Here is a 14,407-nt window from a genome sequence, read left to right on the forward strand (position 1 = left end):
AGGTTTAAAAGACTAGGTTTTATACTCTAAAACCTAAATCTTATAAATTTTGAACGGCTTGCTTAAATTGGCGTCCTCTATCTTCATAATTTTCAAACAAATCAAAACTTGCACAAGCAGGTGATAATAAAACGGTGTCCCCTTTTTCTGCTAAACGGTAAGCTTGTTTTACTGCTTCTGCCATTGAATCTGTTTCTATCATTTCATCTACAATACTTCCAAACGACTCCATTATTTTTTTATTATCTACTCCTAAACAAATAATTGCTTTTACTTTTTCGTTTACTAATGGCAAAAGTTCTGTATAATCATTTCCTTTATCAACCCCTCCAACGATCCATACGGTTGGTGTAGACATGCTATCTAGCGCAAAAAATGTAGCATTTACATTGGTTGCTTTAGAATCATTTATATATTGTACATTATTAATTTTTAATACTTTTTCTAAACGATGTTCAACTGCTTGAAAGTCTGACAAACTTTCTCGTATAGTTGATTTTCTAATTTTTAATAACTGTGCAACTGTTGCTGCTGCCATAGCGTTTTTTACATTATGTTTTCCTTCTAAAGATATTTCGTTGATTGGCATATCAAATATTTCGTTTGTTATATTGAATTTTATCGTATCATTTTCTAAATAGGCTCCAAAGTCTAACTTTTTAGAAATGGAGAAGGGTATTAATTTTGCTTTGGTTGTATTTTGAAGTAACCAATTATTTATAGCTTCGTCATCTGCATCATAAATCAAATAATCTTCTTCTGTTTGATTCATTGTGATTCTAAACTTTGAAGCGATATAATTTTCGTATTTATACTCATATCGATCTAAATGATCTGGACTTATGTTTGTTATGATTGCTATATGTGGTTTGTATGTTTCAACGCCATCTAGCTGAAAACTACTTAGTTCTAAAACATAGGTATCAAATTTATCATCGGCTACTTGCCAAGCAAAACTTTTTCCTATATTACCAGCAAGACCTACATTTATTCCGCCTTGTTTTAGAAGGTGATAAGTTAACATGGTTGTAGTTGTTTTACCATTACTACCTGTTATTCCTACTGTTAGAAGATTGGTAAACTGATTTGTAAACTCAATTTCAGAAAGTACGGGTATTTTTTTTCTATTATTTTTTTTACAATAGGAGCTTTGTCTGGAATACCGGGGCTTTTCATTACCACATCTGCATTTAAGATGAGTTCTTCTGTGTGCCTTTCGTCTTCAAACTTAATTTTATGAAGTAATAGTATTTCTTTATAAGTATCTTTCATTTTTCCAAAATCAGAAACAAATACTTCGTATCCTTTTTTCTTCCCGAGAATTGCGGTACCTACACCACTTTCTCCTCCTCCTAAAACAACTAGTCTCATGATTATCTTAATTTTAAAGTTACAATAGAAACAATAGTTAATAAAATTCCTACAATCCAAAAACGGGTTACTATTTTGCTTTCATGGTATCCTTTTTTTTGATAATGATGATGCAAAGGAGACATTAAGAAAATACGACGTCCTTCGCCATATTTTCTTTTGGTGTATTTAAAATAAGTTACTTGTAATACTACTGATAGATTTTCTGCTAAAAATATTCCACAAATAACGGGGATTAACATTTCTTTACGAACGGCTATTGCTAATACAGCTATTACTCCTCCTATGGTTAAACTTCCTGTATCTCCCATAAAAACGGCAGCTGGAAAACTATTATACCATAAAAAGCCTACTAATGATCCTATAAAGGCAGCTATAAAAACGGTCATTTCTCCGGAATGAGGGATAAACATTATATTTAGGTATTTAGAAAAAATAATATTACCTGAAACAAATGTAAATACCCCTAATGCTATTACTGATATAGCGGAAGTACCAGCAGCTAATCCGTCAATACCATCCGTAAGATTAGCTCCATTTGAAACAGCTGTAATAATAAAGATAACCACTGGTATAAAAATTAACCAAGCATAGTTTTCATAACCTTCTCCCATAAAGGATAAAACTTCTGCATAATCAAACTCATTATTTTTAAAAAAAGGGATTGTAGTAGCTGTTGATTTTTCTTCTACCATCATGGGTTTGATCGTATTCTGAGAAGCGTCAATTTCTATTTTGGTATGTGCCATTTCTTTACGAATGGTTACTTGTGGGTGAAAATACAAAACGGATCCTACAAACAATCCTAGCCCTACTTGACCTATAACTTTAAAAATTCCCTTTAATCCTTCTTTATCTTTTTTGAATACCTTGATATAATCATCTAAAAAACCTATCAATCCCATCCATAGCATAGAGATGATTAACAATATAACATAAATATTATCTAATCTTGCAAATAGTAAAACAGGAATTAGGGTAGAGAATATAATAATAATCCCCCCATTGTTGGTGTTCCTGCTTTTTGAGTTTGGCCTTCTAAACCTAATTCGCGAACGGTTTCACCAATTTGCAAACGTCTCAGGTAGCTTATTACTTTTTTCCCATAAATAGTTGACAATAACAGTGACATAATAATTGCCAATGCTGATCGAAAAGTAATGTATTGAAAAACACCTGTTCCGGGCACATCTTGAACTTTATCTAAATATTCAAATAAGTAGTATAACATACTTTATAAGGTTTTGGATTTTGGATTTTGATTTTGGATTTCTTTTTAAATCACCAATCAGCTTTCTAAATCAATTATTATTTATTTAATTGTTCTAATAATTCTTTTACTATTTTCATATCATCAAAATCATGACGTATTCCATTGATTTCTTGATATGTTTCATGTCCTTTGCCGGCTATTAAAATTATATCGCCTTTTTCAGCCATTTGACAAGCTGTTTTTATAGCTTGTTTACGATCTTTTATGGCTAAATATTTTTTAAAATTTTCTGCACTAATTCCAGCTTCCATTTCTTCTATAATAACCTCGGGACTTTCGGTACGAGGGTTATCGGAAGTTAAAATTGCTTTTGAACTCATTTCTGTGGCAATTCGTGCCATGATAGGACGTTTTGTTCTATCTCTATCACCTCCACAACCTACAATAGTAATTAGTTGTTCATTTTTTGTACGAATATCATTAATGGTATTCAATACGTTTTCTAGAGCATCTGGTGTATGTGCATAATCTACTATGGCTGTAATTTTTTCTTTGGAAACAATAAACTGAAATCTACCAGAAACGCTTTCTAATTCGGATAATAACCGTAAGGCTTCTATTTTATCTATTCCGAGCTCTACGGCTACGCCATAGATAGCAAGTAAGTTGTAAGCATTAAAAGTACCTATCAAGCGAGTCCAAACATCGTGTTCATTAACTTTTAATTGAAGTCCAGACAATTGATTTTCTAATATAACGGCCTTATAATCTGCATAGGTTTTTAAAGCATAGGTTTTTTTCCTTGCTTGTGTATTTTGTAACATTACAGTTCCGTTTTTGTCATCAATATTAGTTAATGCAAAAGCAGTTTTGGGTAAATGGTCGAAAAAGGTTTTTTTAACGTCTCGGTATTCCGCAAATGTAGGATGATAATCTAGGTGATCATGGGACAAATTGGTAAAAACACCTCCTGCAAAAAGTAAACCTTCGGTTCGTTTTTGATGTACTCCATGAGAACTTACTTCCATAAAGCAATATTCACATCCTTCTTGGATCATTTCATTTAAAAAATAATTAATAGTTAATGAATCGGGTGTTGTATGGGTTGCTTTATATTCTATTGTATCAACCATAATTTTAACGGTTGATAGCAATCCTACTTTATATCCTGCTTTTTTAAACATTTGATATAAGAGGGATGCTATTGTGGTTTTACCATTTGTGCCTGTAACGCCAACTAAAGTTAACTTATGTGATGGTGTTCCATAATAATTATTTGCTAATTGGGCTAAAGCACTATTTGTATCTATTACTTTTACATAGGTTATATTTTGCAAACAAGTTTGAGGCAATTCTTCACAAATTATTACACTAGCTCCTAAACTAATTGCTTTGTCAATATACTGATGCCCATCAGACAATGTTCCTCGTATTGCTACAAAAACATCATCTGTTCCGATTTTACGAGAATCGAACTGAATTTGATTTACAGTTATGGAAGTAGATCCCAAAACTGTCTCTATAGTTACTTTGTATAATAAATCTTTTAAATTCATTTTTTTCCTATTATCTTTTAATTGGAAGACAAAATGTTATATGTTTTGTTTACGACAATTCTAAAACTATAATTGCATTTTTTCTAATAAATTCTCCTGCTTGAATGGACTGTTTTTTTACTTTGCCAAATCCACTTATCCTTACTTTCATACCTAAATTTTCTAACAAAGCTACTGCGTCCATTCCCGGCATTCCTTTTGTATTGGGTACGTATAAAGGTTTTTTGTTTAGTTTTTCATTGTAAGCTAAATAACTTTTTTCTTGTTTATTAACTTTTTTCTTTAATGATTTTATTTCATCTGTAGAAGGAACATCTGTAAAAACTTTTTGCGCAATTCTTTTAAAAACAGGACCTGCTACATCAGCACCATAATAATTATTACTAGACGTATTAGGTTTATGAATAACGACTATACACGAATATTGTGGATCTTCTGCTGGAAAATAACCGGCAAAAGAAGAAGCATAATACATTTGTGTATCGCCTTTGTGGTAATCTATTTGAGCTGTTCCTGTTTTTCCTGCCATAGAAAAGTCTTTAGAATATAGCTTAGATGCTGTTCCTCGTTTAACAACATTTTTCAACATAGCTTTTACTTTTGAAAGCGTGGTATTTGAACAAATCTTAGCATTAATCACTTCTGTATCAAACTTTTTCACAACCTTATTCCACTCTTTTACTTCTTGAACGAATTTAGGTTTAACCATGACTCCATTATTAGCTACCGCATTATACAATGTAAGTGTTTGTAAAGGGGTTACCGAAACACCATATCCAAAAGCCATCCAAGGAAGAGAAATACCACTCCAATTTCCTTTTCCCGGTTGTGGGATTCTGGGTTTTCCTTCGCCTTTAAAAGGCAAACCTAAAGACGTATTTAATCCTAAATAATTAATATGATCTACAAATTGTTGTGGATTATCTTTATAATTTTCATAAACGGCCTGAACTAAAACAGTATTAGAAGAGAGTTCAAAACCTCTAGCAAATGAAATTTTCCCATATCCTCCTTCATGAGAGTCTTTTACTTTTCTACCTCTGTATACTACTACTCCACCGTAGGTGTTATAAATTTTACTGGTATCAATTTTTTTATCTTCTAATAATGCTAAAACATCAAGTAACTTAAAGGTGGAACCTGGCTCATGTGATTCTGCAACAGCATAGTTAATCGTTTCGTAATATGATCCATCTTTAGCTCTTCCTAAATTTGAAATAGCTTTAACATCTCCCGTTTTGGTTTCCATAACCACAGCACAACCGTGCTCTGCTTCATATAGTTCTAGTTGTTTGAGTAATGCGTGATGTGCAATATCTTGTATATATACATCAATAGTAGATACTATATCATAACCATCTATAGGTTCTACTTCATTATTATCTCGAATAGGTTTCCATTGTCCTTTGGCTATTTTTTGTTTTAGAACCTGACCATCTTTTCCTTTTAAATATTTACCGAAAGCACCTTCAATCCCTACACGAGTCAGACTTCCCCCGTCATTAAAACGTTCATAGCCTATTGTTCTTTCAGCAATTTTACCTATTGGATGTTCTCTTACGGTTTGTTGTTCTATGATAATTCCTCCTTTATAAGCTCCTAAGTTTAACAAAGGAAATTTTTTAATTTTTGCATGTTCTGTATAACTTAATTTACGAGCAACCAACATATAGCGGTTTTTATTGGCTCTTGCTTTTCTAAAATCGTTTAATAAAGAACTACTTGATTTTTTTAGCATTGGTGCTAAAGAATCAGCAAGTGGCTTAACATGTTTATTAAAATTTTCTTGAGAAGGAGCCAACGCATCAAAACGAATTGTATACTCAGGAATAGAAGTTGCTAAAAGGCTACCATCTGATGAATAAACATTTCCTCTATTAGCTGGAATTACAAAGTTTTTGATAGTACGTTCTTTGGCTAATTGTCTATAATAAGTCCCTTCAACCCATTGAATATTGCTTAGTTTTACAGCAACAGCGGATGATATTACCAATATAAGTAATGCCACCCCATAAATACGATTTAATATATTTCTATTTATTACTGCCATAGCTTTTCCCAAGCTGTTTTTTCTTTTGCTACTTTTATTTTTTTAGGAGGAACCGATGATGGTACGATGTTTAATATCGCCATTTGAGCTGCCACATTGGATTCCATTTTTATTTTCATTAATTCGGATCTTCTGTCTACAAATTCAGATCGTAGCTCTTTTACTTCATTATTTAATTCTGCTATACGAAAAACTTTCTTCTCATAACTATGTGTATTGGCAATCATTATAATGGCTAACACTAATAAAAAGAGTATAAAAATCCAATTCTTAGCAGCATCTTCATTTAAAAGATACCGAGCTTTTAATATATTAAAAATTTTGTTTTTCATATTTCATCATGATGCTAAGGCAACATTGATTCTTATAATTTTTCGGCAATACGAAGTTTTGCACTTCGAGCTCTGTTGTTTATTTTTATTTCTTCATTCGTCGGAACAATGAGTTTACCAATAGCTTTCATAGGTACTTCAAATCTTCCAAACATATCTCGTTCTGGCTCTCCTTCAAACATTCCATTTTTAACAAATCGTTTCACTAGACGATCTTCTAAAGAATGGTAAGAAATAACACTTAATCTTCCTCCTACATTTAAGACATCTAACGATTGCTCTAAAAACTCTTTTAAGACATCCATTTCTTGATTTACTTCAATACGTATGGCTTGATAAATTTGAGCTAGAATTTTATTCGCTTTATGACTTGGTAAGTGTTTTCCTAAAACTTGCTTTAAATCTTCTGTATTAACAATTCTTTCTGTATCTCTCGCTTCTATAATCGTCCTAGCTAAAGCTGGAGCATTTTTAAGTTCTCCATACTCTAAAAAAATACGACGTAAATTCGCATCATCGTATTCGTTCACTACAGTGTAGGCGCTCAATTCATTTTTTTGATTCATTCTCATATCGAGAGCGCCATCAAAACGAGTAGAAAAACCGCGTTCAGGCACATCAAATTGGTGAGAGGAAACTCCTAAATCAGCTAAAATCCCATCTACCTTTCGAATATTCTGAAAACGTAAAAAATTTCTGATATACCTAAAATTTTCTTTAATTAAAACAAATCTTGGATCTGGTATTGCATTAGCCCAAGCATCTTCGTCTTGATCAAAAGCAAACAATTTCCCATTAGGCCCCAACCGAGATAATATTTCCCTTGAATGACCTCCTCCTCCAAAAGTTACATCTACATACACTCCATCCGGTTTGATATTCAAACCATCAACTGTCTCCCTTAATAAAACCGGATTATGATATTCCATCGTCATCAAAATTTAAATCTCCCATTACTTCTTCAGCTAAATCCGCAAAATCCATCACTGAATCATCAATAGCTTTTTCATATAACTCTTTATCCCAAATTTCTAATATAGTCACTGCCGAAGACAAAACAACGTTATTCGTAATATTTGCAAAAACCGCTAAATCTTTAGGAATTAACAAACGTCCTGTAGCATCAATCTCCACTACTTTAACTCCTGCTGTAAATCGACGAATAAAATCATTGTTCTTTTTTACAAAACGATTCAACTTATTGATTTTTTGCATCATAACATTCCATTCACTCATCGGATACAACTCTAAACATTGTTGAAAAACAGAACGTTTTAACACAAACCCTTCCTGCAAAGAAGTCGCCAATTGCCCTTTCAAGGCAACCGGTAACATCAACCTGCCTTTCGCATCTGCTTTACATTCATATGTTCCAACAATGGTATTCAAGGAGTTACACTTTGTACTGTACAAATACAAAGATAGGAATATTTTTACCACATTTTACCACAAAATACCACTTTGTTGATAAGTTTTGATTTTATAAGAAATACACCACAAAACCCCAAGAACCTCCTCTTTCTTCTTTTCCTACCTTTAACTCTCAAAGAAGACGACCTTAATCTGTTTAAAAATCAAATTCTCTTTATTTTATTTTGAACCGCCATTTTAAAGTTTTTTAACCCCAAACCCACTTTTTTTATTATTAATACACATTTTCAAAACATCTTCATACCTTATATATACAGTATTAAGTAAATCATTTTTTTCATTATAAATAAACACTCAACTTAAATGACTAATTATGATTACACCCAAAATCTCTCCTATTTTCTTTTTTTGTACTCATTGCAAAAGCACTTCAGCAGTTGAATATAAAATCAGGCAAAACACTTTCCTTTATTTAACCCAATTTCCAGATTAGAAAAATATTTAACTTATTTTCTTTCTAAACGAAGCCTAATATAAAATCTAGATTCAGATCAATTAACGCCTTCATAAATCACTTTTTAAAAGACTTTTATACACAAAACTTATTTATTTTCAATTTAGAAACAGATGAACACCCCCAGTATTTCCATTCAATTACACCTTCGTTCTTTCTTAACAAATTAGCACTCATAAAAGTAAAACCATTATTATTTACAATCTAAATAAAAATTTTATCTTTGTAACCTTATGACGCAAATTACATCTGACAATAATAGCCATCAAGAAACAGTAAAAAATGTTTTTACTAGTTACTTAGAAAAAAATGGGCATCGAAAGACACCTGAACGATATGCAATTCTTCAGGAGATATACGACAGTTCAGAACATTTTGATATAGAAAATCTTTATATTAAAATGAAAAACAAAAATTATCGCGTATCACGAGCTACACTTTATAACACCATTGAATTGTTATTAGATTGCGGTTTAGTTCGCAAACACCAATTTGGTCAAAATCAAGCGCATTATGAAAAATCTTACTTTGACAAACAACATGATCATATTATTATGACTGATACAGGCGAAGTAATTGAATTTTGCGACCCAAGAATACAAACCATCAAACAAACTATGGAAGATTTATTTGGAATTGAGATCCAAAATCATTCTCTATATTTCTACGCTACTAAAAAGAAAAATTCTTAAAAATTACAAACAACAACACAATGACTGTAGACTTACTACTAGGATTACAATGGGGCGATGAAGGCAAAGGAAAAATTGTCGATGTACTAACCTCTAAATACGATATAATAGCGCGATTTCAAGGAGGTCCTAATGCAGGACACACTTGAGTTTGACGGAATAAAACACGTTTTACGTACAATCCCATCTGGTATTTTTCATAAAAACGCAATAAATATCATTGGTAATGGTGTTGTTATAGACCCTGTTGTCTTTCAAAAAGAAATAGAAGGACTTGAAAAGTTCAATATGAACATTGAGTCAAAATTATTGATTTCAAGAAAAGCACATCTTATTTTACCAACCCATCGCTTATTAGATGCTGCTTCTGAAACAGCTAAAGGAAAAGCTAAAATTGGCTCAACTCTAAAGGGTATTGGACCAACTTATATGGACAAAACAGGACGTAACGGCCTAAGGGTTGGAGACATTGAAATGTCTGATTTCATTGAAAAATATCGTTCTTTGGCAAATAAGCATGAGGAAATGATTAAGTTTTACGATGTAAATATTCAATACAACCTTCCCGAAATGGAAAAAGAATTTTTTGAAGCCATAGAGGGCTTAAAAAAATTAACTTTTATTGATAGCGAAGAATTTTTAGCAAAAGCTCAAAAAGAAGGTAAGTCTATTCTTTGCGAGGGGGCACAAGGCTCCTTATTAGATGTTGACTTTGGAACTTATCCTTTCGTAACTTCATCTAACACTACTGCTGCCGGAGCTTGTACAGGCTTAGGCATTGCCCCTAACAAAATAAAAGAGGTATTTGGTATTTTCAAAGCCTATACCACTCGTGTTGGATCTGGACCATTCCCTACAGAGGATTTTGGAACAGATGGCGAAACAATGGCTAAAGTAGGCAATGAATTTGGCTCTGTAACAGGACGCGCTAGACGCTGTGGATGGCTGGATTTAGTAGCTTTAAAATATGCTATTCAAATAAATGGTGTAACTCAATTGATGATGATGAAGGGCGATGTCCTTTCTGGTTTTGAAACACTGAAAGTTTGCACCGCTTATAACTATAAAGGTGAAACTATAAAACATCTCCCTTTTTCTATTGAAGAAGAAAATCTAACCCCTGTTTATACCGAATTTAAAGGTTGGAAGGCTGATCTAACAGACATGAGTTCTTTTGAAGAACTCCCTATTGAGCTAAAAGACTATATTCATTTCATTGAAAAAGAGCTAGAAGTTCCTATTATGATTATATCTGTTGGACCTGACAGAAAACAAACAATTATCAAATCATAATATAGAAATCAATTTATACAATAAGATACCGCCCCAAAAAAGCTAAACACTATTTGGGGCATTTTTATAAAAAGAAAATCAAATACAATTACGCGTTCAAATTAAAACCTGTTAAACTATTTTCATTCCAAATTTCAATAGATTTAGATTAGAAAACAGCCTCAACTTCTTTCTTTCACCTATCCTTTTAAGATCTCCGATTACTTTATCCATAAAAAAATAATAAAAATAATTTTTTCATTTTTAACCACTATATTTGTCATATAAAAACGAATTAATAAAGTGGAGCACTTAATAGAAGACGGTAAATACAAATATTTCGAAGCAGGAGAAGGGACTCCAATTGTAATTTTACATGGATTAATGGGAGGTCTTAGTAATTTTGGAGGAGTTGCTCAATATTTCCCTAACAAAGGATACAAAGTAGTAATTCCTGAATTACCTTTATATACCCAAAATATATTAAAAACCAATGTAAAAGCATTTGCTGTATACCTTAAAAATTTCATCAATTATAAAGGTTATGATAGAGTTGTCCTTGTAGGTAACTCATTAGGAGGGCATATAGCCTTATATTTCACAAAACTTTTCCCCGAAAAAGTATCAGGATTAGTAATTACAGGTAGCTCAGGTTTATATGAAAGTGCGATGGGAGAAAGCTATCCTAAACGTGGAGATTATGAGTACATCAAAAAAAAGTCAGAAGACGTATTTTACAATCCTGCTGTTGCTACAAAAGAAATTGTTGATGAAGTATATGCTACGGTTAACGATCGTATTAAACTTTTAAAAACACTTACCATTGCCAAGAGCGCCATACGTCACAACATGGCCAAAGACTTACCAAAAATGCACGTTCCAACAGGAATTATATGGGGTAGACAGGACAAAGTAACGCCTCCAGAAGTAGCAGAAGAATTTCACAAATTACTCCCCAATTCTACTTTATATTGGATAGACCAATGTGGTCATGCTGCTATGATGGAACATCCTGATGAGTTTAATAGGATTTTGGAAGAATGGTTAAAAACAAAAGCAGAACATAAATAATTAACAAAGGGATCTTTCAAAAAAATAGACATCCCTTTTTACGTAAAAGCCCAAGAGTCTTATCAAAACAAATAAGACACAAAAACATAGTTTGTCATAATCAAAACAAAAAACGAAATATTAAATAGACACTCTCATATTTTATATCTATGAAAATTAATACAGCTGAATTTATCATAAGTAACTCTCTTGTAAGCAAATGTCCTCAGGAGCGTTTACCTGAATACGCTTTCATAGGAAGATCTAACGTAGGGAAATCCTCCTTAATAAACATGCTAACTAATCATAAAAACTTAGCAAAAACTTCCTCTAGACCGGGTAAAACCCAGCTAATTAATCATTTTAAAATTAATAATAACTGGTTTTTAGTTGATTTACCGAGGATATGGATACGCAAGAGTTTCTAAAAAAACAAAGGAAGTTTTCCAGAAATTCATTACTGATTATTTTGAAAAACGAGCTCAATTGGTTTGTGCCTTTATCTTAATAGATATTCGCCATGAAGCTCAAAAAATAGACTTAGAATTCATTACATATCTTGGCGAGACGGGCGTTCCTTTTTGTATTATTTTCACAAAAGCAGATAAAATAAGTAAGGGCAAAGCAGAACAAAACGTTGCAGCTTATCGAAAATCATTACTAGCTAACAATTGGGAAGAAATGCCTCAACATTTTATAACTTCCTCATTAGATGCAGTTGGACGCGACGGTATTTTAGATTTTATAGACAATGTAAATCAAGAAATTTTCAAAAACAATGATCATTTTGTCTAACAAAAAGAGACTATCTAAAAAGTAATAAATAAATTGTATAATATTTTTAACTTATTACTTCAATGATGACAGGAGAAATCACATTATCTGTATATGTGATTTTTCTCGCCGATGAAATAACAGAATTACAACCTTTACCAGACAGTCTCTTTTTATTGTACTACTTAAATGATTTAAGTTCCATTTTAAAAAACCCAGTATCTTCGTAAACATTCCCTATATCATCATTCCAAAAAATATAAGAGTCATTAATAGCTGTTGTTGTAGAAAACTTAAAAACTTTACAATGAAATGTACCAGCGGGTACCTTAATAACAGAATCTAAATCTATAACTTTATGTGTTACAACCGCTTTATCAGCTCTAACATGTTTCCATTCTTCATTTAACTGAACATTCTTTTTATAGCTTTTTGCAAAATAATCTTTATTATTATCTGAATCAACCAAAAGAAAATCTCCTTCTTGTTTCATTAAATCAACACTAGAGCGCACTAATTCACCTAAGTCATTGTAAAAATTTCTTGTAACTAGAAATCCTTCTCCATTACAACTTCCAAAAGTCATTTTCATTGTTCCTGATTTCTTTCCAAATGTAAAAAGATCAAACACTACTTCCTTGCCCGTTTTCAAAAAAGGTATTGAAGACTCACAACTTCCTTTAGTATCAGACATCACATCCTTGTTATCTTCTTTATTACAAGAAACTAAAATCAAACATGCACATAAAAAAGATAATTTTCTACTTACCATTTCTAACATTTTAAATTTATACATTTTATTTTTTCAACTCTAACTTTTCAGCAAAATACTCCAAAAATCACGCATTGTTGCACTCATTTTTTCATCAGCCGTTGCACGTTCAAAAGTATCCGCCATAGCCACCAAAGTTTGATGAAAAAATATCTTCATTTCATCTACAGGCATATCCTTTGTCCACAAATCAATACGCATTGTTTCTTTTGCGTTACTATCCCATATATTTAACATAAGAGCTTTGGCTTCTTGTTCTTCTATTCCACCGTCTTTTGCAGTCCAATGTAATTTTTCTGGAACATGATTTTCATCTAATGAAATCTTAAAATTAATATCGGATGTTTTAGTTATTGGCATTTTATTTTTTATGTTTTAAAATTTATATGAACTATATTTTTGCTAGGAATTTTCCTTTAAATATTTTACCACACTCTGAGTTAACAATTAATTCTTTACAGGTTTATATTTAGATTTTTTAAAAAGTTCTTTAGCATCTACAACAAGCATTTTTTCTAAAGAAACCTCATTTTGTTCCATGTAAGCACGAACAATTTGCCATCCAATCCACGCACCTATACGAGCAGGTGTTTGATTATCACTTTCGAGTCCAAATTTAGAAAAAGGTCCCGGTGCTATTAATTTTTGAACTAGCATAGGATTTGTATCATATAACATTTTTTGTTCTATCATAAATCGCCAGATAGTTTCATCATTCTCTTCGCACCACTTTAACTCTTCTGTTGTATAAGCTATTTTGTCTTCATCAGGAGTTGTAGGCAACAAGACATCTTTTAAGTACAATTTTTTTCCTTCATAAATCATTTGCGATAAAAAATCGCGATCTATAGGAGGTTTAACCTTATACAAAGCAAACGCATCTACCACATCTGGCATCATTTGTACCGCTTCAAATCTCTTTTTCAAAAACTCAGGATATTCGTAAAAACGATGTGATTTACCTAAATACAGTTCCAAAGAAATAATTAAAACATTTTTATCTGGAGCATAAATTACTTTATAATCGGGATCCATATCCTGAATGACAGTATATACTTTAGGTATTTTTGTTTTAGGAAAATAATATTTTATATATTTAAATAGTGTTTCGATATTCTTCTTTTCAACATCAAAATTATCATATCGTTTTTCTACTTCATCATACAATGCTCTCCATTGTGGATGTACCATTTTTTCAGCTAAAAACCGTTCATCAACTTGAGGAGGAAAGAAAAAAGGGTATTTTTCTTTTAAAATAGGTAAATCAGATGGTTTTGCTTCAAAAAAAGCTTTATCATAACGATCTACCACAACATTTAGTTCCATTTCTTCCGCTTGTTCTTGTACTTTTGCATTTTTTTTGCAAGACAAAGCAGAAAGAGCTAAAACAGCTAACGCAATATATTTCCTCATTTTCCTACTAATTCTATTAAGATAACC

9 protein-coding genes and 5 pseudogenes are annotated in these 14,407 nt (G+C 31.8%); 4 read left to right on the plus strand and 10 right to left on the minus strand.

The genetic code is table 11. The features are described 5' to 3' along the window. Nucleotides 1-40: 40 nt before the first annotated feature. From murD to JJC05_RS05805, 7 genes and pseudogenes are all read right to left on the minus strand, one after another. Nucleotides 41-1,371, minus strand: a pseudogene (gene murD, locus JJC05_RS05775) (UDP-N-acetylmuramoyl-L-alanine--D-glutamate ligase). Nucleotides 1,372-1,373: 2 nt separating this feature from the next. Further along, a pseudogene (gene mraY, locus JJC05_RS05780) lies at nucleotides 1,374-2,602 on the minus strand (phospho-N-acetylmuramoyl-pentapeptide-transferase). A gap of 77 nt (nucleotides 2,603-2,679) precedes the next feature. Continuing rightward, entirely contained in the window at nucleotides 2,680-4,140 is a 1,461-nt protein-coding gene (locus JJC05_RS05785) for a UDP-N-acetylmuramoyl-L-alanyl-D-glutamate--2,6-diaminopimelate ligase (protein WP_088390389.1), read from the minus strand. A gap of 49 nt (nucleotides 4,141-4,189) precedes the next feature. Next, nucleotides 4,190-6,190 (minus strand): PASTA domain-containing penicillin-binding protein, encoded by a 2,001-nt coding sequence (locus JJC05_RS05790; protein ID WP_105195398.1) that lies wholly within the window; start codon nucleotides 6,188-6,190, stop codon nucleotides 4,190-4,192. Then, complete coding sequence (locus JJC05_RS05795) at nucleotides 6,181-6,522, minus strand: FtsL-like putative cell division protein (protein ID WP_088390385.1); 342 nt, start codon at nucleotides 6,520-6,522, stop codon at nucleotides 6,181-6,183. The genes JJC05_RS05790 and JJC05_RS05795 overlap by 10 nt, the downstream gene beginning before the upstream one ends. Before the next feature lie 32 nt (nucleotides 6,523-6,554). Then, nucleotides 6,555-7,463, minus strand: a complete 909-nt coding sequence (gene rsmH / locus JJC05_RS05800) for a 16S rRNA (cytosine(1402)-N(4))-methyltransferase RsmH (protein ID WP_181142838.1) — start codon at nucleotides 7,461-7,463, stop codon at nucleotides 6,555-6,557. Continuing rightward, entirely contained in the window at nucleotides 7,438-7,911 is a 474-nt protein-coding gene (locus JJC05_RS05805) for a division/cell wall cluster transcriptional repressor MraZ (RefSeq protein WP_088390381.1), read from the minus strand. Before JJC05_RS05805 ends, rsmH begins: the two co-directional genes overlap by 26 nt. 729 nt (nucleotides 7,912-8,640) lie before the next feature. On the opposite strand from JJC05_RS05805, the gene JJC05_RS05810 reads away from it, so the two are divergent. The 4 genes and pseudogenes from JJC05_RS05810 (at nucleotide 8,641) to yihA (ending at nucleotide 12,216) form a co-directional block, all read left to right on the plus strand. Then, nucleotides 8,641-9,099 carry a Fur family transcriptional regulator gene (locus JJC05_RS05810; RefSeq protein WP_105195396.1) on the plus strand — a complete coding sequence of 153 codons (459 nt, stop codon included), beginning with the start codon at nucleotides 8,641-8,643 and terminating at the stop codon, nucleotides 9,097-9,099. Nucleotides 9,100-9,119: 20 nt separating this feature from the next. Next, nucleotides 9,120-10,392: pseudogene (locus JJC05_RS05815) on the plus strand (adenylosuccinate synthase). A gap of 282 nt (nucleotides 10,393-10,674) precedes the next feature. Beyond that, nucleotides 10,675-11,442 (plus strand): alpha/beta fold hydrolase, encoded by a 768-nt coding sequence (locus tag JJC05_RS05820; RefSeq protein WP_088390375.1) that lies wholly within the window; start codon nucleotides 10,675-10,677, stop codon nucleotides 11,440-11,442. 149 nt (nucleotides 11,443-11,591) lie between these two features. Next, nucleotides 11,592-12,216 (plus strand): annotated as a pseudogene (gene yihA / locus JJC05_RS05825) (ribosome biogenesis GTP-binding protein YihA/YsxC). Between the two features lie 160 nt (nucleotides 12,217-12,376). Here the strand turns inward: yihA and JJC05_RS05830 are convergent. The 3 genes and pseudogenes from JJC05_RS05830 to gldB form a co-directional block, all read right to left on the minus strand. Further along, entirely contained in the window at nucleotides 12,377-12,991 is a 615-nt protein-coding gene (locus JJC05_RS05830; protein WP_105195393.1) for a hypothetical protein, read from the minus strand. A 1-nt stretch (nucleotide 12,992) separates the two neighbouring features. After that, nucleotides 12,993-13,327: pseudogene (gene gldC / locus JJC05_RS05835) on the minus strand (gliding motility protein GldC). An 87-nt stretch (nucleotides 13,328-13,414) separates the two neighbouring features. Next, a complete protein-coding gene (gene gldB / locus JJC05_RS05840) occupies nucleotides 13,415-14,380 on the minus strand; it encodes a gliding motility lipoprotein GldB (RefSeq protein ID WP_235878527.1) in 966 nt (321 codons plus the stop codon). Between the last annotated feature and the right edge of the window lie 27 nt (nucleotides 14,381-14,407).

It is taken from the genome of Flavobacterium davisii (assembly GCF_019565505.1).
Lineage (GTDB): Bacteria > Bacteroidota > Bacteroidia > Flavobacteriales > Flavobacteriaceae > Flavobacterium > Flavobacterium davisii.